General features: G+C 50.7%; 18 protein-coding genes. 5 read left to right on the top strand and 13 right to left on the bottom strand.

Annotation, left to right across the window (positions count from 1 at the left end; translation table 11 throughout):
- The first annotated feature begins 120 nt into the window (after positions 1-120).
- Entirely contained in the window at positions 121-522 is a 402-nt protein-coding gene (locus AC286M_RS25160; RefSeq protein ID WP_488206986.1) for a hypothetical protein, read from the top strand.
- Between the two features lie 33 nt (positions 523-555).
- Here the strand turns inward: AC286M_RS25160 and AC286M_RS25155 are convergent, their stop codons facing one another.
- From AC286M_RS25155 to AC286M_RS25140, 4 genes are read right to left on the bottom strand one after another with little or no spacing between them, the layout of a single operon-like run.
- A complete protein-coding gene (locus tag AC286M_RS25155; protein ID WP_488206985.1) occupies positions 556-975 on the bottom strand; it encodes a type II toxin-antitoxin system VapC family toxin in 420 nt (139 codons plus the stop codon).
- Positions 972-1,208, bottom strand: a complete 237-nt coding sequence (locus AC286M_RS25150; RefSeq protein WP_488206984.1) for a hypothetical protein — start codon at positions 1,206-1,208, stop codon at positions 972-974. Before AC286M_RS25150 ends, AC286M_RS25155 begins: the two co-directional genes overlap by 4 nt.
- A 6-nt stretch (positions 1,209-1,214) precedes the next feature.
- Complete coding sequence (locus AC286M_RS25145) at positions 1,215-2,657, bottom strand: argonaute/piwi family protein (RefSeq protein WP_488206983.1); 1,443 nt, start codon at positions 2,655-2,657, stop codon at positions 1,215-1,217.
- A complete protein-coding gene (locus AC286M_RS25140; protein WP_488206982.1) occupies positions 2,658-3,002 on the bottom strand; it encodes a hypothetical protein in 345 nt (114 codons plus the stop codon). It abuts the gene before it with no gap.
- A gap of 97 nt (positions 3,003-3,099) precedes the next feature.
- Between AC286M_RS25140 and AC286M_RS25135 the strand changes: the two genes are divergently transcribed.
- Positions 3,100-3,860, top strand: a protein-coding gene (locus AC286M_RS25135; RefSeq protein WP_488203762.1) for an IS5 family transposase whose coding sequence is annotated in 2 segments (ribosomal slippage) — positions 3,100-3,427 and positions 3,427-3,860 — 762 coding nt in all. Because the reading frame shifts where the segments join, the coding sequence is not laid out codon by codon here.
- Here the strand turns inward: AC286M_RS25135 and AC286M_RS25130 are convergent.
- A complete protein-coding gene (locus AC286M_RS25130) occupies positions 3,853-4,827 on the bottom strand; it encodes an HNH endonuclease signature motif containing protein (RefSeq protein ID WP_488206981.1) in 975 nt (324 codons plus the stop codon). The genes AC286M_RS25135 and AC286M_RS25130 overlap by 8 nt on opposite strands.
- Before the next feature lie 754 nt (positions 4,828-5,581).
- Here AC286M_RS25130 and AC286M_RS25125 point away from each other — a divergent pair.
- On the top strand, positions 5,582-6,562 hold the full coding sequence (locus AC286M_RS25125) for an IS110 family RNA-guided transposase (RefSeq protein WP_488202946.1): 981 nt from the start codon (positions 5,582-5,584) through the stop codon (positions 6,560-6,562).
- 43 nt (positions 6,563-6,605) lie between these two features.
- Here the strand turns inward: AC286M_RS25125 and AC286M_RS25120 are convergent, their stop codons facing one another.
- The gene (locus tag AC286M_RS25120; protein WP_488206980.1) at positions 6,606-6,746 is read right to left on the bottom strand and encodes a hypothetical protein; all 141 of its coding nucleotides are present in this window, start codon (positions 6,744-6,746) and stop codon (positions 6,606-6,608) included.
- Between the two features lie 72 nt (positions 6,747-6,818).
- Here AC286M_RS25120 and tnpA point away from each other — a divergent pair, with 72 nt between their 5' ends.
- The gene (gene tnpA, locus AC286M_RS25115; RefSeq protein WP_488202591.1) at positions 6,819-7,262 is read left to right on the top strand and encodes an IS200/IS605 family transposase; all 444 of its coding nucleotides are present in this window, start codon (positions 6,819-6,821) and stop codon (positions 7,260-7,262) included.
- On the opposite strand, the gene AC286M_RS25110 is transcribed toward tnpA, so the two are convergent.
- The 4 genes from AC286M_RS25110 to hpt all read right to left on the bottom strand — a co-directional run bounded on the left by AC286M_RS25110 (position 7,244) and on the right by hpt (position 13,858).
- Positions 7,244-9,547: a S9 family peptidase gene (locus AC286M_RS25110; protein WP_488206979.1), complete on the bottom strand. Its 2,304-nt coding sequence runs from the start codon at positions 9,545-9,547 to the stop codon at positions 7,244-7,246. The two genes, tnpA and AC286M_RS25110, sit on opposite strands and share 19 nt — an antisense overlap.
- A 240-nt stretch (positions 9,548-9,787) precedes the next feature.
- A complete protein-coding gene (locus AC286M_RS25105) occupies positions 9,788-10,408 on the bottom strand; it encodes a CAP domain-containing protein (RefSeq protein WP_488206978.1) in 621 nt (206 codons plus the stop codon).
- 329 nt (positions 10,409-10,737) lie between these two features.
- On the bottom strand, positions 10,738-12,840 hold the full coding sequence (gene argZ / locus AC286M_RS25100; RefSeq protein ID WP_488206977.1) for a bifunctional arginine dihydrolase/ornithine cyclodeaminase: 2,103 nt from the start codon (positions 12,838-12,840) through the stop codon (positions 10,738-10,740).
- Between the two features lie 478 nt (positions 12,841-13,318).
- Positions 13,319-13,858 (bottom strand): hypoxanthine phosphoribosyltransferase, encoded by a 540-nt coding sequence (hpt, locus tag AC286M_RS25095; RefSeq protein WP_488206976.1) that lies wholly within the window; start codon positions 13,856-13,858, stop codon positions 13,319-13,321.
- Between the two features lie 546 nt (positions 13,859-14,404).
- On the opposite strand from hpt, the gene priA reads away from it, so the two are divergent.
- Entirely contained in the window at positions 14,405-17,335 is a 2,931-nt protein-coding gene (gene priA, locus AC286M_RS25090) for a replication restart helicase PriA (RefSeq protein ID WP_488206975.1), read from the top strand.
- A 16-nt stretch (positions 17,336-17,351) separates the two neighbouring features.
- Here the strand turns inward: priA and AC286M_RS25085 are convergent, their stop codons facing one another.
- The 3 genes from AC286M_RS25085 to AC286M_RS25075 form a co-directional block, all read right to left on the bottom strand.
- Positions 17,352-18,272: a hypothetical protein gene (locus tag AC286M_RS25085; RefSeq protein WP_488206974.1), complete on the bottom strand. Its 921-nt coding sequence runs from the start codon at positions 18,270-18,272 to the stop codon at positions 17,352-17,354.
- 4 nt (positions 18,273-18,276) lie between these two features.
- On the bottom strand, positions 18,277-19,023 hold the full coding sequence (locus AC286M_RS25080; RefSeq protein WP_488206973.1) for a radical SAM protein: 747 nt from the start codon (positions 19,021-19,023) through the stop codon (positions 18,277-18,279).
- Positions 19,024-19,089: 66 nt separating this feature from the next.
- The gene (locus tag AC286M_RS25075) at positions 19,090-20,166 is read right to left on the bottom strand and encodes a mannose-1-phosphate guanylyltransferase (RefSeq protein ID WP_488206972.1); all 1,077 of its coding nucleotides are present in this window, start codon (positions 20,164-20,166) and stop codon (positions 19,090-19,092) included.
- Between the last annotated feature and the right edge of the window lie 54 nt (positions 20,167-20,220).

The following is a 20,220-nucleotide window of genomic DNA, read 5'->3' as shown; positions in this document are numbered from 1 at the left end:
TTCGACTACACTCGATCAGGTGCAGTCTCTCAACAAGAGTCCCTGAAATATGGAGCAACCTCAAGGATTTGAATTCCCTCAATTTGTCACGGCATATCCTGATCGCAAGCGGAGGCAGTCATGACGTTTAATCTATTTGACACAGTGCGGCTGAAAGAGGATATCGTTTCAGGCAACGGGATTCATGTGCCTGCTGAAACTCTGGGTTCAATTGTGGAGGTGCTGAATCAGGGGGAAGCTTACCTGGTGGAGTGTTTTGGTGGTTGGGTGAAGTATGACGCAGAGGGAAATTTTGAGCCTGCCAATCAAGCAGATCCGGAAGCGTTTGTTGAGACGCTGGGAGTTGAGACGGTGTATCCGCATCAGTTACAGCTTGTGAAATCGGTTGAGGAAAGTGTGGGGGTACGGGCACAGTTGCTGATGCTGATTGAGGAAATGCCGGAGGTGCTGTTAGAGGAGGTCAAGGATTTTGCGGAGTTTATTCAGCAGAGGAAGACGAAAGTGAGTAAAGCTTTGGAATAGGTAATGCGATCGCACATCCTGCTTCATAGGAAGCTAATCTCTGTCTCGCATCAAAATTTGGAAGCCTGCTTGAATAAAATGGCGATCGCTGGTTACTGCGTCGGTTAAGTTTTGCTGCTGCATGACGATGAAGGAGATGCAATCGGCTAAGCCCCAGTCTTTATCTGGACGAGACTGATAGAGGGCAAGTGCTTGCATCAGTAAAGCTGTGTCAACGCTGACGACGTTAATGTTATCGGTGCTGTAGCACTGCTGAATAAAGTGAACGGCTCCATCGCGATTAATGGCACTTAAAGCGTTACCCACTTCTACTAAAACGACTTCTGTGATCCAAGTTTCAGAGGCAGCGCGAACACGAGGAAAGAGCTGTTCGGCCTGCTGATGGTAGTCGTCGCGAAAATTGAGCAATGCTTGAATGAAGGCAGTATCTAGGAATAGTCGCTCGCGGATCATGATTCAGTTTCCTGGCGTTTGGGAGTGCCATAGAGATAATGATCATGCTCGGCTGACCAATCGGCTGGGGCTTCTACCGTGCCAGTGAGAGATTCGAGGACATCCCAGGCATCGCCAGAGGAATTTAGATGTTGTTGTCGTAGTGTTTCAACGAAGTCTAAGACTTGCTGTTGTAAGTCATCAGGCAAGTCATTCATTTTCTCGATAACTTTAGCAATGATGGAGTTGCTCATAGGTTATCACATGTAGTATTTATATTTTGGTTGGGGTGATTGCTCTGCTGGGATTTCACGTAGGATGTTGCTTACGAGCCGTGAGAAACGAAGGTCAATAGGCATCGAACCAGCAAAGTCAGCAGAGTTGAAATTCATCTTTGTTAGCAGCAAAATTTCTTGTTTGATCTGAGCATCAGAAGCATCTCCAATGTGATCAGCAACCTGCAGCGGAGAAGGGACATGACCATGTGGATATCCACCTATTTCTGGAATATAACCAGTTGTGTATAGATAAGAAATATCTCCCACATTGAAGCTAGCACCTCGTAAAGGCGGATACTGCCCTGCTCGAATCAATCGGACATCATTCGAGATACGAAGCGAAACCAAGTCATATTGTTCAACTCCAGAAGCACCCAATACTTTTTCAAAGCCAGAGCGTTCTTCCGGTTCATAGCGAGAGCTTTTATGAATAACAACTCGACGAGGGAGTTGTCGTCGTTCACTCCGGTAACGATTAAGCACCATTTGCAGTAACTCATGAGCCATCTCTTCGGATAGATGAGGTGATCGCTCCTCCTGATGACTATTCCAGTGAAAACTAGGGCCACGGAGAACAAGTCCTTCACCATCTTCGTCAAACGCTTGTACAACGCTGCTGCGCAAGGTGCTTACACTACCAAGAGGTCGAAAGAAGCTAACTCCAATAAAACAGGTTCCTGGTGTCAAGCCAATTGGAGACCAAGGTAATCCTTCAACCTTGAAGTAAAGGCCAGTCAAGAGGTTCCAAGCAATTCGTGATGGATGATCGAGTTGCCGACGAGAATCAACTAGGCCAATTGTGGTCTCCTGAAGGATTTGCGTAGGTTTATGAAATCGCATTGCGAGTGCTTTAAAGGCTCGTCGAAGATCTCGATGTATAGGGATTTTTTGCACTCGATAATCCGCAACCCTACACTTTTTGAAAAGGTCATACGGTGGGACAAAAACAATGTAATCAAGTGGGTAATCCCGTTGTGTAAGCAGCTCTAATTTGGTTTGCAGAATGTCTAATAATCTCTCGAAACGCTCCTTTTGCTTATTGATACCGAGAACTTCAATAATTTCTTTTCGAGTGATTGACTCAAAGAGGTTTTCATCCATGCGGAGCTCACATCGGAAACCTCGATCAGCTTTACAACCTGGAAACGATATTTGCCCAGTCTCTCCAACAACACCATCAGTCAGATCGTCGTAAAATTGTTTGGCTATAGTCATACCCTCAGCACTACCGATGAAGCCAATATGTACTTCCTGTTTATGACGACTTGTTCCGAGAGATCGAGGGCCATAAAGGGCAATGCCGATTTTAGGATCGCTGTGTTCCTTATTATCTGCGAAAAGAAGCTTTGGCTCATCAAAAAACTGAGCTGAAAGTCTTGGATAATTCAATTCGAGCGGTTTAATTTTGCTCACTGCCGTATTCATTTAATTCTCATCTTCAAGCTCATAGTCCTCATCTTCATCTAAGCCTTCGTAATCGTAATCTTCTCCTTCAAGTGCGTGAAGAAGTTCACTATAGCTAAATAGATCATGAGTAGCGATTTGATTTTTGAATAGCTTAGTATCCTCAGCAATTCCTGGCCACTTAATTTCAAAGGTAAGAAGCTGCGATGTATCAATGATGGCTGATTGATTCCCAAAGTTGAAGAAAATCTGTGGCTTGCTTTGGCTAAGATAATCTCGCCAGAAGTGAACTTCACTCAGATATAGATCGTTATACATCCGGGCTTTGAGTCGTGTCGAACGACGACCAATTTGCTTTGAAGGCAAAGGAGTGCAGCCATCTAGGGCGTGTCATCAAATAGACCTGTGACAGCGTAAAATCAAGAGTCACAGCTGAGCAATCGATCTAATTAGGAGTGTTAGGATGCCCCGTCGCTATGCCCTACGAGATGACCAATGGGAGCGCATGAAAGACCTGTTGCCCGGTCGAGCTGGCAGCGTGGGCGTGACGGCTCGCGACAATCGACTGTTCGTGGAAGCGGTCTTGTATCGATATCGAGCCGGGATTCCATGGCGAGACTTGCCAGAGCGCTTTGGGGACTACCGCAAAATCCATACCCGATTTCGACGCTGGTGTCGCACGGGAGTCTGGCTGAGAGTATTTGAAGCGCTCGCCAATGAGCCGGATAATGAATATGCCATGATTGATTCGACCATTGTGCGCGCTCATCAGCACAGTGCCGGAGCAAAGGGGGGGATGCCTCTGCCCAAGCGATAGGTCGCAGTAAAGGGGGATTGAGTAGCAAGATTCATGCCCGTGTCGATGCGTTGGGCAATCCGACCGCCTTCTATCTAACCCCCGGACAAGCGAGTGACTTAGACGGAGCTGATGTGCTCTTGAGCGACTTGGAGGCGGATGGACTGCTGGCTGATAAAGCCGATGATGCCGATGAGCGAGTCATCAAGCGCTTAGAGCACGACGGCATCACACCCGTGATTCCGCCTAAGCGCAATCGACGTCAGCCTCGTGAGTATGACCAGGAACTCTACCAAGCCCGGCATCTGATTGAAAACTTTTTTGCCAAGTTAAAACAGTATCGAGCCATTGCTACCCGCTACGATAAGCTAGCCGAGAGCTTTCTAGGGGCGATTTATCTCGCGGCTACCGTCATCTGGCTTAATTGATGACACGCCCTAAGGTAAAGTGTCGCTCAGGTCGAATACTCAGGCACCACTGTAGTGGAGCCACTTCATGGAACTTTAGTGAGGCGGCAAGATGAATCCAGAAATTTTTGGTTTCTCCAGTTGCTTTCCGCGTTTGGGGCCACGCAACTTTCCGTTTAGACTGACCTTGACTCAAAGGACGATAAATAACGGAACGTTCTTCTTTATCTTCATTTGGAGGAAAGAAATAATGTCGGTGATCCGGATCGTATCGAATGTTAAAACGAGCTGTGAATTTGTAGAGGGCACGGTTCAACAGAGTTTGATATCGACGCTTTCCTTCCGCAGAGTCCCAGAACATTTGTGCCGAAATCAGCTTAACGTCCTGGTCTGAAGTTACAGATTGAAATGGGTTGCTAGCCTCTCGCAGGTCGTGAAAAGCATAGAGACGCCCTTCTTTGAGCAGGAATGGAGCGAGTTCCCATTTATCAGACGGATATTGCATCTGTGCTTTTACTTCATGCTCTTGGCGATCACCATATTTAGTTGGGGCTGAAAATACGACAGCAGGGAGATAGGAGACAGCAAGAAGACCGCTGTGTAAGTTGTCTTGAATGAAAGAAACTGAGGTTTCTGTATTCTCCGGTTGATTCGAGCCACGCTGTTTGGCTTCGTGATCTCGTTTCATTTCTCGAAGTACAGGTATGCTGTACGTATTCAACTGAGAATCAATCAGTTTGTGATGATCACCACAGAGCAGAATTAAATTCGTATGCTTGTTGAGTTCTTCCTTTGGGAATGAATCATCCCCTCGTGGGCCACCAGGCTCATAAGCCACAATATGAGCAATCTCGCCTGTTATGACAGGATCATCTAAATCGGTTCCTTCTTGAGTTAGTGATTTTCCACAGTTTGGAAACGCACAGATGCCTCCTGATTTCAGGCAGAGTAGTTTGGTTTCTCGCTCTGAGATTTTTTTCCGCCCCACAAGTAGTCTACCTATTATTCAGGTGTGCAAAGGTTTGTAATTAGCAGCGTTTAGAAAAGAATTTTTTCTAACCCTAGCTATACATACGCACTATTTTGACTCATAAAACCTAAAAATGCCCAATCAATAAGGAAGGAGCGACCATACCACCCGTTAAAAAGCTCGAAACATGGAGTGTTCAACAAAAGCTTCCTCATTGGTACAGCGACCTAATCCTGAAATGATATAGATTTAGTTGTAACACTACGGCTAATCATGGATTCTGGCTTTCTATATGTTCATTTCCTGCTGAATATTGCTGTGTAAGCTGTCTATACTCATGCTAATCGTTTCTGTGCTGTTGAGCTAAGCATCAAAAACCCTCCTGGTCATCCATCATTGATCATCAACGTTCTTGTTACCAGACACATTGTTAATGCGATCGCACTTTCCCTCCATGCAACCTCACCACTCATTCTGGTAGTGAGATGATACTTAAATGCGATCGCACTTTCCCTCAATGCAACCCCACCACTCATTCTGGTACTGAGACGATATGTAAATGCGATCGCACTTTTAACGCTTTACTCCTTGTATGTTGAGAGAAGAGAGGTAGACCGACCCTCCTGAGATGCGAGACATCGTGCGAGAGCCAGGGTCGCCTCTCAACTTGATACCCCAAACTCGGATCATCGGCAGGGACAAAGAGATCCCGAATGACGCAAGGCTGAGTTGTGTGTATCGTCCATCTAGAATTCGCTACAAGGAGAGTACTATGTGCGCGCAATCAACCGACTCAAGGTCATCAGCCGTCAAGCAGTGGGTCGGCATTGATGTGTGTAAACGGTGGCTGGATGTTTATGTTAGACCGTCTGGAGAGAACTTCCGAGTGAGCAACAGCAGTGAGGGAATTGAGGATTTAACCCGTCGGTTGGCCAAGCCGTCGCAGGTGGGTCGCATCATCGTTGAAGCCACAGGTGGCTATGAGCGACACATCGCGCTTGCAGCACAGCAGCAGGGCTATGCACTAGCGGTGATCAACGCCAAGCAAGCTCGCAACTTTGCCAGAGCTGCCAATCAACTGGCTAAGACCGACCGAATCGATGCGGCGATCCTCGCCTGGTTTGGCGAAGCGATGCAGCCTCCGCTACGACCGTTGGCCAGTGAGGCTCACCAACAGTTACAGGATGCGGTGACCCGTCGCCGCCAATTAGTGGAGATGCTCACCATGGAGCGCAACCGTTTAGCTGGACTGCGAGGTCCCGCTCAGGAAGACGTTCAAGCCCATATCGACTGGCTCAAAGACCGCATCAGCGACCTTGACCAAGCGATTGATGAGCAAGTGGAACACAACCAACAGTGGCAGCAGCACCAGGCTCAACTGACCTCTGTTCCAGGTGTCGGTCAGGTGGTTGCCAACACCCTGTTGGCTCTGCTGCCGGAGCTAGGAACGCTCTCACACCGTCAAATTGCCGCTCTCGTTGGGGTGGCTCCGCTCAATCGCGATAGTGGGCAAAAGCGAGGGCAGCGCTCGATCTTTGGTGGCCGCAAACCCGTTCGGCAGATGCTCTACATGGCCACTCTAGTTGCAGTTCGTTACAACCCTGTCATCAAAGCCTTTTATGAGCGGCTGCAACAGCGTGGCAAGTTAGCCAAAGTCGCCCGCATTGCCGCTATGCACAAGCTGCTGACGATCCTCAATGCCATGCTCAAGCACGGCACGCACTGGCAACCACCGGAGGCTGCTATGACGTAATTGACCTCCTTTCGACTTGACTTTTAAGATAATCGCTCTCGCCTCACTCCTCACCCTCTTTCACATACCTATCCAACCAATTTGTCATCTCCCACAGCGTATGCCCAATCGCCTCCCGCGATCGATAACCGTGGCCTTCATGGGGTAGCTCAACCCAGCGCACCGTACCGCCGAGTCCCTGCATGGCACCATACAGCCGCTCACTTTGAATCTCTTGGGGTCCATTCCCCGCCGCTCTGCGGCGTAAGATCTAAGAATGAGTGAGTACATCCACAAGAGTCATAACGTAACAGTTTTGCTATACCACTTAGTGTTTCCAGCAAAGTATCGACGGGTTGTGTTTGATGAGCAAGTAGATGCGGTTCTGCGAGAGGTCTGCCTCGAAATCGAGAAACGCTACGAGGTGAAGTTTGTCGAAATTGGAGTGGACAAAGACCATGTCCATTTTCTAGTGCAGTCCGTGCCGACCTATAGTGTGACCAAACTGGTAACGATGCTGAAAAGTTTAACTGCACGAGAAGTCTTCAAACGATGCCCTCAAGTGAAGCAGAAACTTTGGGGAGGCGAGTTTTGGAGTGATGGATATTTTGCGAGTACAGTAGGCCGCCACGGGGATGAAGGAATGATCGCCAAATATGTTCAAGCCCAAGGCAAAGATTACCTCAAATTGCATCGGGATAATCAACTTGCTCTTTTTTGATTCTGATACCCCGTCCGCTTGCGGCGGGGTATTTCATTGGGATAGGTGCCGGGATTCTCGTCTTCTGCGCCGTGAATTAGCAGCAGCGGTTCATTGATCTTGCCTGCATGAGTAAAGGGCGACATATTGATATAGGTTTCCGGCGCATCCCAAAACGTGCGCTGTTCACCTTGGAAACCAAACGGGGTGAGCGTGCGGTTATAGGCTCCGCTGTTGGCAATACCAGCCCGGAATAAATTCGTGTGGGCCAGTAAGTTGGCAACCGTGAAGGCACCATAGGAATGACCTGCGATCGCAATTTGATCGGGATCGCTGATGCCCCGTTCAACTAGGTAATTCACTGCCGCTTCAGCACTACCGCTGAGCTGCTCCAGATAAGTATCGTTGGGTTCAACATTGCCCTCACCGATAATCGGCATGGTTGGCCCCATCATCAGCGCGTAGCCCTGGGTGAGCAGCAGCAGCGGTGAATAGCCATAGGGACGGCTAAACGCATTTTCTGCTGTTGTCACTTGGGCAGCCGCATCGCGACTCTTGTATTCCTGGGGATAGGCCCACAGCACCGTGGGTAAAGGGCCATCGCTGGCGGGATCATGGCCTGGCGGCAGATAGAGCGTAGCCGAGAGTTCCACACCGTCTGCTCGCTGATAGCGCACCACTTCCCAATTGACGTCGGCATACCAGGGCATTGGGTCAGTAAAGTTGGTTAACGCTTCCCGCTCACCCGAAGCGAGATCCACGCGCCAATAGTTGGGCGGTTCCGCCTGAGACTGCCGATAGGTCATGATCTGCTCAGCGGCAGGATCAAACAGCACCACCACCTGCTCATACTGGGGATCAGTCGACTGCCAGAGACGATCCCGCCCGCCCGTGGCCAAATTCCAGCGGTCTAAAAAGGGATAGATGCCCTCAGGTGAGGCTCCCCGCCCTTTGAAATAAATGCTGTTGCCGTCTGGGGCCAGGATAAGAGTGTGGTGACCATACACGCCAGGAGCTGTTATCGGTTCACCCGGATCGCTGTAAGCATCCTGGAAATCGCGATCTTCCAGCAGAGTCGGGGCTGCGCTGGGATCAGCCGGATCAATCTGCCACGTCCGAATGCGGCGCGAGTCATACCAATATTCCATGCCCAGCGCCAAATTATCGTGGCCCCAGAACATCTGGTAGTAGCGCAAATCCGTTTGCCACAGCAGTTGGGGCGGATCGGTAAACGGCGCATCCAGCAGATAGACGGCGTCCCGCTTGTCCACCTGACGTTCCGCATCGCCTCCGTCCAGGGCTTCCACCCAGTAGAGCGTGGCGGGTCGGTCGCCGCGCCAGTGAACTACCCGACGACCTGTGCGGCGGGAGTCAAACGTTACCGGAATGTCATCGGCTAGGGGCAAATCGGCCACGCGGAACACTTCTTTGCCCTCTAAATTCAGCACCGAAACCCGCTTGGGGAACTGCTGGACGGTCACCTGGTAGGAAAAAGGGCGTTCAATCGTCGTTAGCAGAATCCACTGTCCATCAGGAGAAGCGGTGACGGACTGGATCAGCTGGGGCGCAGTCAGGCGTTTGCGATCGCCGTTGAGACTGACCAATTCCAGCGCTGAGGTGAGGTAATACTCAAACAGTGCTTCATCGTGACGATTTTGCAGCAGATTAGTAAACGTGCGGCTGGGAGCCTCGCGGCCCAGATTCTGCTCAACGCGGGGACCATCTGCAACCAGCGGCTTTTCAGGTGGAGCGGGCTGATTATCCGGCACAACTTTGCAGATCAGTCCCGCTTCAGCCGACAGCCACTTGCAGGGTTCGCCATAGGTCGCGTTCAAGATCGGCGGCGTTAACTGCTGGGCTTTGGCGGCTGGCAGATCAAGCACCCACAGCTCCAACCCGTTCGGTTTGGTCAGCGTAAAGGCTAAATGATTGCCGTCGGGTGACCAGTGCAGATGATCAATTTGAGCATCCTCAGGTAGATCAACGGGTTGAATCTCACCAGTGGTCAAATTCTGAATTTCTATGCCCCGCAGCGTATAGTTCATGGCGGAGCTTCGAGTTGCTGGGTCAATCTGGAGGCCCGCCACTTGCACACGAGGCTGCGCCAATTCTGCGATCGCAGGTAGGGTGGGACGCTCTAACCGCACCAGCCATTGGCGATTAGGCGAAACTTTAACCGCTGGAAACCAGCGGGCATCCAGCAGTTCTGGAATTGGATCGGGGGGATTTTGCCAAGTCGATTGGGTATTGATCGATTGGGCCGTCATGGATTGCGGATTCGATTGGGCAGTGGATTGAGAATTCACAGGCATTGGGATGGAGCAAACCAGTGTAAGGGCAACTCCTACAAGGTAATGCAAACGGGCTTTCATGCGCTTCGTTTAATCTCAGAAACAAACACGACAAATTTGGTTAAATGACCAAATTAATGACCAACCAATGACCAAATTGAGATGCCCCTTGGTAGACGTTAACAGTCCACCGCCCAATTTGCGAAATATTTCACCGCAGGGCGGATATGTGTCCGCCCTGCGGTTTAAGGCTGTTTAACGCGGACTGCCAAACACCTGTACCCAATAATGACGATAGGGTGCATTTGCATCAGCGACATAGCCAAAGCCGACTTCGGTATATTCCGGCTTCAAAATATTGGCGCGGTGTCCGGCGCTATTCATCCACTGCTGCATGGTGACGCTAGCAGTCGAACCCCCTGCTGCAATATTTTCGCCTACATAACGGAACGGATACCCTGCCGCTAAAGCGCGATCGCTGGGCTGTGAACCGTCTGACCCTGTATGGCTAAAGCTGCCGCTGCGTACCATGTCTTGAGCATGGAACTGGGCCGCACTGGTCAAACTATCGGACAGGTTCAGGGGCGCTAAACCAGCCCGCTGACGTTCAGCATTGGTCAAATTGAGCAATTCAATCAGATAGGTAGGGGTGGTTGGAGTGGTTGCTAAAATGGTTTGTTCGCTTGGTTCAGTTGGTTCAGTCGTCGAAACAGCATCCACCCGGACAGATTCCACCCGCATCGATGGAGCGGTCTCGACCGAAACCGACCGAGTGGATGCTTGTTGATTCATCTCAGGACAGGCATCGGCAACAGGTGCGATTAACGCCAATAAACCTAAACTAATGGCGGTACGGAACCAGTTTGATTTCAGCATGGATTTTCAGATAGGAAAAACTGCGATCGCAATCGCTCGTTTACACAGCTATCGATCAAATCAGCACCCTATCAAAACTGAATAAAGTTTTCTTTTAGCGATTGCGATGAGTTCCATAGACGAACAAGTAGCAAAATTGTTCAATCTTGTTGACTCGTTGACTAAAAGAACAGGACTGATGGTTAACGTCAGTCCTGTTCTTGTTCTATGACCTATCCTGATTGCTGACTATCGCTATATATGAAGTCTCCTTGAAAACCCGTTATTTTATTGTTTGTGAAATGCTTGCTCCGCAAGCATTTCACAAACTCTTATACACGGACTTGATATTACATCACGGCAAACGGCTTGGTGAGCCGATCGAGCTGCTTCACCAGTAGGCTGAGGAACAGGCCAACATCAGTGACAACACCTGTGGATTCGACTGAACCGCGATCGCTAAGTTTGGTCACCACGGCAGGGTTAATATCCACGCAGACCATCTTCACGCCAGAGGGAGTCATGTTGCCGACGCCAATCGAGTGCAGCATGGTAGACAGCATCAGGATCATGTCTGCGCCTTCCACCAAGCGAGAGTAATCGGTCTGCGCTTCTAGCAGATCCATTTTGGTATCGGGCAGCGGGCCGTCATCGCGGATTGATCCGGCCAAGGAAAACGGTACGTTGTTGCGCACACACTCGTAGAAAATGCCGCGCGTCAACACACCCTGCTCAACAGCTTGGGCAATGCTGCCGCAGTTGCGGATGGCGTTAATCACCTTCAGATGGTGACGATGACCACCGCGCACGGCTGTGCCCAGCTTCATATCCACACCGAGGGAGGTGCCCATCATCGACTGTTCAATGTCATGAACTGCGATCGCATTTCCACCCAGCAGCGCTTGAATGTAGCCTTCGCGGATTAGCTGCGAGAGATGGTCGCTACCGCCCGTGTGAATCACCACTGGGCCAGCCACAACCACGACCTTGCCGCCCTGATCCCGCAGACGGCGCAGTTCCCAAGCAACTTGTTCAACCACCAGTTCAACCTTGCGCTCGCTGGATACACCGGAACCCATAAAGGTAAATTCCTGGGTTTTCTGGTCGCGATCGCTAGTTTTACGAACCGTCCGAATGCCTTCCACGCCAACGACGACTCGGTCATTGACCTGCAAATCGCGCAGCAAACTGCATCGTGCCACAACACCGCTATTCGTTTCGTTGACGACAATGACGCCATCCATCCGCTGGTTCTGCACCCGCACCCATGCCCCTTGATGGAGAATTTCGGTCGGGTAAATCGTGGTGACGTAGAAGTCATCAGGCGCAACTCCGGTTTTAGCCACCGTTTCAAGCTGGGCGTTCTGCACCTCGCTAGGCAGCGCTACTGCCCCGATGTCAATCAGTTGGGCCATAATATCGTCCATCGCCTCACGGGCGGGAGCCGAGACGCGCACGGAGGCAGATGATGTACTCTGGCGCTGTTCGCCCAGATGGAAATCCAGCACCTGGAAACTACCGCCAGCACCGACAATTAGATCCAGTGCCCGATTGATAATACCGCTGTCGAGTAGGTGTCCCTCCAGCCGGATCGTGCGGCTTTCCACAGGCTGATTAGCGTGAATTTCGTCCTGACTTGGTTCCGTGGTGCGGAGGGTTAAGCACTTGGCTGCGCCACCTGCTTTCAGAAACTCGGTCAGCGGTGTTTCAAGGATCTGAAAGCCTAAATCGGTCATCCGCTGCTTGAGGCGATCACTGGCCTTGTTCATAATCACGACCCGATCCACATTGACCGCATTGCAGGCAAAGTTCACGGCATCGGGTTCGTCGATGGCGATCCGCTTCTCGGCAGGCACCCGCATTTCAATCAGCCGATTCGAATAGGCATCAAAGGCAGGCGGATAGTAGAGCAAATAGCCGTCGGTCAAGGGACAGAAGCAGGTGTCCAAGTGGTAGAACCGTTCATCGGCGAGGCGCAGCGATAAAACTTCCAGATCCAGCCACTTGGCGATGTAGGAATGAGAATCCAGCTCAGTCCGGAAGCCGTACCCCGCCCACAGCCAGCGACCCTCTCGATCTAAGAGGGCATCACCAGCGCCTTCAAACGGTAGGTCTTTTGGCAGTTCGTGTACGGTAAAGCCATTTTGCTCAAACCAGGCTTTGAAGTAGGGTTCTTCGCCCTGGCGCTCGGGATGGAGAAAACGGCTGAGTACGACGGTTTTATCAGAAACGAGTCCGGCATTGGCCGTGAACACCATATCTGGCCAGCCTTTTTCGGGCTTGACCAGATCAACAACGGCATGTTCTTTCAGAATATGGAACAGTCCTTGCCACTGTTCGACGGCGCGATCGCGGGATGATTTATGAACGTTGCCCTCCATCCACGGATTAATTACATAGTCCACATCGTAGTGATCGGGAGGACACATGAGGACGCGAATTGTTGCAGACATAGTAAACCTTTAGGATAGACGCGAGTATACTGAGCGCTTAACGGCTGGAAAACGGCTTGCTTAAACGAAGCAAGCTAAAGAACAAATGAGACTAAATGAACTAACTGTGAGCGGCGGTAAATGAGGTCAGGAAGCGTGATAAATAATCTGGTACTGACGCCTGGCTTTACGAATGGATGTAGCTCTAATCCATTATGAAAACCAAACTTTGCTGGCTGAAAACTCTGTAGCTGAGCGCTGTTTGCCCAAAATTCAATTTGGCAGGTCATTACCAGATTTCGTATCAAGCTTTACATTAAACGTCCGATTGTAAATGAGCCAAAGCCTATTTTATTACTGCATTACCCATAGAAAAGAAAGAACATCTTTTCTATGTGAGCAATCTTTGACTTTCTAAAGGAACTTAAACAAGACTGTTGCGAAGATGCAACAATCGAGTACGTTCATAGGACTTAGTTTTTAGCTTTTAGCTAAATATTCAACTGAATGACTGCTCAACTGCATAAATTGCAGGCAGTTGTCGATAGCGTTCGTCGAAATCAATACCATAACCGACGATGAACCGATCCGGTACCATGATGCCGCAGTAGTCAATCGTGACCGGAACCTGGCGGCGATCGGGTTTATCAAGTAGGGTGCAAAGCTTCAAGCTCTTCGGCTGATGGCTGCTTAACACCTGAAACGCTTTTGTGGTGGACAGGCCCGTATCAACAATGTCTTCCACCACAATCACATCCTGTCCGCTAATCACCGCAGCAGGCACATCCATCTGCATTCTAACTTCTCCCGAACTGGTCATGCCGGAACCGTAGCTCGACAGCTTGATCAGCTCAACTCGCTGAATGGGCGTTTGCATCTGGCGAATCAGGTCAGCCAGAAAGATAAACGAGCCTTTGAGGACGCCAATCACGACTGGATTGCGATCGCAATAGTCCTGATCGAGTTCCTGCGCCAGTCGCTGCACCGTATCGGCAATCTCTTGTTGGGAAATCAGCGGTACCAGTCGGTCTGTATTCATACCTAGTGTTGTGTCAAAACAATTTTGATGGTTGATGTGCCGCGCGGAGCGCGGCACATCAACCATCAAAACCCGTTAAAACAAAGTTGACAGACTACTAAATTAAGCAGCGCCATAAAAACGATGGGAGAAACCAAAACTGGCTCTCCCATCGCTTTCCTTTTGTTTTGAATTTCCAAAGGGGGATCAGACACGAATATTGCGTCCTTGGTAACCCCCCTTCTCTTATAGGGTTGTGTATATTTAAGGTCTTTATTTGAGCTGACCTTATTCAATCTAGATCTCAGTATCAGAGCAAAAATCGGTAACCTTGGGTTTCGTAATATTTTCTTTGTATTTCGACTTCTTGAGTTGAGTTGCGCTAGCTAAAGAAATGTAAATCAGTTGAGCCAATCAGTCTGAAACGACGCAATTGCAGGTGCTTGAGAATGCCGTTGCACAAATGGACAGGCTTGGGTAAAACAAGACTTGCTACTATGATTGACACTAGATATAGCTTAAGATCGTTTGTATTAGTTCGGGATTGACTTCGCTTTGGGATCGTCGATGAATCTTACCTCTGATCATCCAGTTCGAGTCGCGGCTGTTGGCACATCCAGTCAGCCCAAGCGCAAGGACGTTGATGCGATTCCCGCCGACATGACAACGTCGAACACCGATCCTGCCGATTCACTGAACTCAGGCAGCCTAAGAGTGGCCGAGGCAACCCCATCCTTCAGTCCAGCCAGCCCAAACTCAGAATCACCTGAAGCGGCCATCTGGGTAACAGCGCTAGTGGACTGTCCCGCTGCGGAGGATGTTTACACCTATCGCATTCCTGCTGGCTTGACCGTACAGCCCGGTGACGTGCTGAGCGTGCCGTTTGGGGCGCAACAGGTAGGTGCGATCGCACTTCAGCTTCAGTCTCATCTCCCTCCGCATTTAGAGCCAGAACAAATTCGTCCGGTTGAAGACGTGATCAGCGAGGGATTCTGTGCGCCCAGCTACTGGCTGCTGCTGCAAAAAGTGGCCCAGTACTACCAAACGCCGCTGATTCAGGTTGTGCGGACAGCGCTGCCGCCCAAGCTGCTGGGACGTTCTCAAGCGCGGATACGGCTAATCAAAACCGATATCTCTGATGGCGAGAAAGCGCTGCTGCTGCCTGCCGCCCAGCAAATTCTGACGCTGCTGCAAAAGTCAAAAACGGGCGACTATACCCGCATGTATCTCCAGCGCAAGGTGAAGCAGTTTCAGCGAGGACTGCGCCAGCTCCAGCAGGCGGGCTGGGTGGAGAGCTATTTGGAGCCGCCGGAATCGCCGCAGCCCAAGCTTCAGCAAGCGGTTACAGTTACGACTGATCCCAATGACCTTGATGCCGATATCGTCACCAAGCGCCAGCGCGAGATTCTGCAAATCCTCTGGCGCAACGGCGGTGACTGCTGGTTGACCGATGCGCTACAGCTCTGTCAAACCAGTTCCACCACGCTCAAAAAGCTAGAGCAAAAGGGCCACATTTCCATCCAAGATCGCGAACGACTGCGGATGGAGCCAGATTTTGTGCCGGCATTGGATCAGGCCAAAGCGCTGACGCCTGCTCAAACCAAGGCGCTCAACCACATTCATACCGCTGACGGTTCGACCACATTGCTCCTACACGGCGTCACCGGATCGGGCAAAACCGAAGTTTATCTACAAGCGATCGCACCTCTACTCAAAATCGGAAAGTCAGTGCTGGTACTCGTTCCCGAAATTGGCCTCACGCCCCAGCTCACCGACCGATTTCGCGCCCGCTACGGTCGCAGTGTTTGCGTCTACCACAGTGCCCTATCGGACGGTGAACGCTACGACACTTGGCGGCAGTTGCTCCAGGGTGATCCCTGCATCGTCATCGGCACTCGCTCAGCGGTCTTTGCGCCACTGCAAAACGTGGGGCTAATTGTTCTGGATGAAGAACACGATTCCAGTTTTAAGCAGGATCAACCTGTGCCCTGCTATCACGCCCGCACTGTCGCTCAATGGCGAGCGGAGTTAGAAAACTGTCCGCTGCTGCTGGGTTCGGCAACGCCATCGCTGGAAACATGGCAACAGGCAGTGGAGATCCCCCCTGCCCCCCTTGAAAAGGGGGGAGAACGAGTGGCGAACGATCAACAGGTATCTCTAGCGAACCAAGAGATCCCCCCTACCCCCCTTAATAAGGGGGGAGAACGAGTGGCGAATAATCAACAGGTATCTCTAGCGAACCAAGAGATCTCCCCTGCCCCCCTTGAAAAGGGGGGAGAACGAGCAGCGAATGATCAACAGGTATCTGTATCGGACAAAGGGATTTCCCCTGCCCCCCTTTTGAAGGGGGGTGCCGAAGGCGGGGGGATCGAACAACCCTTGACACCGCACCAACCCCGTCACATCTATCTTTCCCTGCCCCAGCGCATCCACGATCGCCCCATGCCCAAGATTCAGGTCGTTGATCTGCGTACCGAGTTTCGCGAGGGCAACCGCTCGATCATCAGTCGCCCGCTCCAGCTTGGCTTGGAAGAGATGAAAGCCAAAGGCCAACAGGGACTGCTATTTATCCATCGACGGGGACACAGTTCCTTTGTCTCCTGTCGCAGTTGCGGCTATGTGATGCCCTGTCCCGATTGCGATGTTTCCCTGTCCTACCATCGACCCTATGATCACTCACCGCCCGTCCTGCGCTGTCACTACTGCAACTATGCGCGATCGCAACCGCCAGCTTGTCCCGAATGTGGCTCTCAGTATTTGAAAAACTTCGGCAGCGGCACTCAGCGGGTGGTGCAGTCGATTCACGAACAGTTTCCGGATCTGAGCTGCATCCGATTCGATAGCGATACGACTCGTGCCAAGGGAGCGCACCGGGCGTTGCTGACTCGCTTTGCTCAGGGAGAAGCCGATCTGCTGGTGGGCACCCAAATGCTGACTAAGGGCATTGACCTGCCCCAGGTAACGCTGGTAGGTATTTTGGCGGCTGATGGACTGCTCTATATGAGTGACTATCGGGCCAGTGAGCGCACGTTTCAGACGCTGCTACAGGTGGCGGGTCGAGCAGGTCGTGGAGATGATCCGGGCCGAGTGATTTTGCAAACCTATAATCCCCAGCATCCGGTGATTGAGGCGGTGCAGAAGCAGGACTATGCGGCCTTTGCCGAGGCGGAACTTCAGCAGCGCCAGGAAACCCATTTTCCGCCCTACTGTCAAATTGTGCTGCTGCGGTTTAGCAGTCTCGATCCGGTTCAGGCACAGCAAACAGCGGAGCAGATTGCCGATCTGCTGGACGCACCAGACTCGATTTTGGCCCAGGTTGATCACCAACTGCTAGGGCCTGCCCCCGCACCGATTGTCCGAATTGCCCGCCGCTATCGCTGGCAACTAATGCTGAAGTTTCCGCTAGGCACTGATGTGCCAGATTTGAATGAGCTGAGAACCCACTGTCCGCGTCAGGTACGCCTCGCTATCGATGTCGATCCGCTGCACTTTGGCTAATGATTTGCAGCCTAATCTACTTAAACGGATGCCCTTCGCGTTCTTGACCTTGGGTGTCAATCCACCATTCGCGGGCACTCCAGGTGTTGCATTTCATGTGCTCTAGCGGTTGAATGAGTTGCCGTTCGGTAAAGCAAATATCGTCAAACCACGTCCAGCTAATCTGATCTTGTAGTTCTTCCGGTAAATCATCTAGCTTGAGTGGAATGATCGGATCGGCCATTTTTTCGTAGGGAATCGGAGCGCTTGAATTTTGAGTGTAGGGAAACAGCCCGATCTCGTGTAGATGATTTACACCTCGATAGTGGAACATTTTCACAGGTTTTGCACCATTGATTTTTCCTGAGTGCATAAACTCTCTGACGAGCGAACGATTAGAATCAATAAGATATTCATAAGCACCAAAAATACTTTTGTTACCTAAAAATCGGATGATTACACCTCGACTATAGGGGGCAAAAACCTTCTGTGAGAATTGATTGAACGCATCATCGGATTCAAATTGCAAGATCCAATCAGACCAACCAATCCGAAAATTTGGATCAGTAATAAAGAACAGATTGAAGACACCAATCCAACTCTCACTATATTTATTCGGGCTTCGCTTGAAGCGTTTCAAAGCTAGATCATAGTCATAATCAACCGTTTCCATAAGTTGAAGTAGTTCAGAGACTGATACTATCCCTTCAATTGAATTGCTAGGAATTGGAATCTGTAGGACTGAAACATCTTCAATCTCTCTCCACTTCTCTAAGAAGTCGTAGACATACTCAATTTTTGTTTCCCTACGAGTTCTGCTCCATGTTTCCGGAACGGCTCCACCTTCACTGGAATCAAAGAAACCAATATTGCCATCTGCATCAACGGCAAACCATTCCGTATCCATACTGTGAGCAGCGGGATAATCACACATTTCTTTGTCTCCAAACTGTGTCATTCAACTACGTTCCCCCACAAAAAATTAGCGGCAGATCCTGCAATGCCATTGCTAAAGCCTCAGCAGTCGGTGCCGTGAGTGGGTGGCGGGCAATCGTATACGAACACCAGCCCACTTGCTTATCCCAAGAAATTGAGCAGAAGCGGGGGCTTTTTTGACAAGCTGTTAGACAGCTCATTGACTGAAACGGCTGACCACCACTGACCTGAGCAATCTGCTTTGGCGTGGGCGTATCGGCAATTCGCATCGGCAAGTACACTATCCGATCATTGCCAATTCCCGCCTGATGAATCGCCTGCACCGCCTGAGCTACAGCCGCTAGTTTCGAGCGAGGCACCAAAAGATTAATACCGCCGCGAATGCCCAGCATCTCCAGTTCCTGCACCTGCTGGATCACCCGATTCACCTCCGCTGGTTGCTCGGGATAGTGAATCGACAGATGCACCTTATCCGGCTGAGCCGCCACCAGTCGATCCAGCATATCGCCATGCAGATGCAATCCATTACTCGTCAGCGACCGAAACACCGTACCACGCAATTGTCGCAGCACCTCAAATACGCTGGGATATTCCAGCGGTTCTCCACCACCAAACGAAACCGCCTGGGTTCCCTGCTGGGCACAGTCCTGCACAAACTGGACAACCTCTTCTGGTGCCCAAGTCGTTTGACCCTGCGGCTGGCTGTGGTTATAGCAGAAGTGGCAGTGCTTGCCGCACTGATTCGTCAGCTCTATTGAAATTCGCTCAATCATGCTCCCATTATCTCGCCATGCAACGGAAGAAGATGACAGCGAGTTCGGATGATTTATGAATTGAACTTACAAAAGACCTTGAGTTTTCGGATCGTTCTTTAGCTTACTCAGGATTGTCTTGATATCTTGTGTCCGATCTTTATGCACGATGAGTGTCGCTTGACCATCGCGCACAACAACCACATCATCCAATCCAATTGTGACGATGACCTCTTCATCATCAGAGGCATAAAACAGACTGTTTTGTGTATCTAGACCAATATGATGACCCAGTTCAACGTTAGTTTGGCCATTTTTCAACAGCCGCTCCAACGCATTCCAATCACCCAAATCATCCCATCCAAATACGGCTGGCATGACAAAAGCTCGCTGTGTTTTCTCCATCACGGCATAGTCAATGCTTAGCTTATTCAACGTTGGATAAGCGGCAACCCCTTGCTGCTTCAATGTGGCAATCAGCTCCGGCGCATAGGATTCTAGCTCTTGCAGCATGGTGCGAGTTTCGAAAATAAACATGCCGCTATTCCAGCTATAGCGCCCGCTGTCGATAAACGCTTCGGCAGTGGCGAGATCGGGTTTTTCCGTGAAGCGATTAACGGTGAATGCGTTGGTGGCGGAACTACTGGCCATACCCTCTACTGCAATCGGTTCGCCCTGCTCAATATAGCCATAGCCCGTGGACGGATAGTTGGGCTGGATACCCAGTGTGACGATACCGTGCTGAGTTGCTGCTAGGTTGGCAGCAGTTTGAAGCGTTTGTCGATACGCATCTTCATCCGCAATCCAGTGATCAGCAGGGAAAAAACCTGCGATCGCATCTTCCCCATAGCGTTGACTCAGTTCCAGTGTCGTCCAGGCCACTGCCGGAGCCGTATCCCGCCCTTCCGGTTCAACAAGTAAATTTTCTGAGGGCAAATTGGGTAATTGTTCTTTCACCCCCTGTTCCAGATGCGATGCCGTAATTACCCACAGTCTTTCCCAATCACCAGCCACGGGTAAGAGACGCTCCGCCGTCGTCTGGAGTAAGCTCTTACCGCTACCATCTAAACTCAAGAACTGCTTGGGACGCTGAATGCGGCTGAGTGGCCAGAAACGTTCACCTTTTCCACCGGCCAAAATAACGGGAATCAGAGAATTTTGCATGATTCAGTTCGGATTAGTTGAGATCAACAACGGCATCAGCCTGATTATGCAACC

This window comes from Thainema salinarum CENA647 (assembly GCF_057732415.1).
The sequence above is the reverse complement of the archived record's forward strand: the minus strand, read 5'-3'. Positions and strand labels throughout refer to the sequence as shown.

Bases quoted from the DNA above. Each gene is read 5' to 3' on its own strand.
- priA (WP_488206975.1), top strand. From the start codon at position 14,405: ATGAATCTTACCTCTGATCATCCAGTTCGAGTCGCGGCTGTTGGCACA.
- AC286M_RS25150 (WP_488206984.1), bottom strand. From the start codon at position 1,208: ATGAGCAACTCCATCATTGCTAAAGTTATCGAGAAAATGAATGACTTG.
- AC286M_RS25105 (WP_488206978.1), bottom strand. From the start codon at position 10,408: ATGCTGAAATCAAACTGGTTCCGTACCGCCATTAGTTTAGGTTTATTG.
- tnpA (WP_488202591.1), top strand. From the start codon at position 6,819: ATGAGTGAGTACATCCACAAGAGTCATAACGTAACAGTTTTGCTATAC.
- argZ (WP_488206977.1), bottom strand. From the start codon at position 12,840: ATGTCTGCAACAATTCGCGTCCTCATGTGTCCTCCCGATCACTACGAT.
- AC286M_RS25160 (WP_488206986.1), top strand. From the start codon at position 121: ATGACGTTTAATCTATTTGACACAGTGCGGCTGAAAGAGGATATCGTT.
- AC286M_RS25155 (WP_488206985.1), bottom strand. From the start codon at position 975: ATGATCCGCGAGCGACTATTCCTAGATACTGCCTTCATTCAAGCATTG.
- hpt (WP_488206976.1), bottom strand. From the start codon at position 13,858: ATGAATACAGACCGACTGGTACCGCTGATTTCCCAACAAGAGATTGCC.
- AC286M_RS25080 (WP_488206973.1), bottom strand. From the start codon at position 19,023: ATGATTGAGCGAATTTCAATAGAGCTGACGAATCAGTGCGGCAAGCAC.
- AC286M_RS25075 (WP_488206972.1), bottom strand. From the start codon at position 20,166: ATGCAAAATTCTCTGATTCCCGTTATTTTGGCCGGTGGAAAAGGTGAA.
- AC286M_RS25085 (WP_488206974.1), bottom strand. From the start codon at position 18,272: ATGACACAGTTTGGAGACAAAGAAATGTGTGATTATCCCGCTGCTCAC.
- AC286M_RS25120 (WP_488206980.1), bottom strand. From the start codon at position 6,746: ATGCAGGGACTCGGCGGTACGGTGCGCTGGGTTGAGCTACCCCATGAA.
- AC286M_RS25125 (WP_488202946.1), top strand. From the start codon at position 5,582: ATGTGCGCGCAATCAACCGACTCAAGGTCATCAGCCGTCAAGCAGTGG.
- AC286M_RS25145 (WP_488206983.1), bottom strand. From the start codon at position 2,657: ATGAATACGGCAGTGAGCAAAATTAAACCGCTCGAATTGAATTATCCA.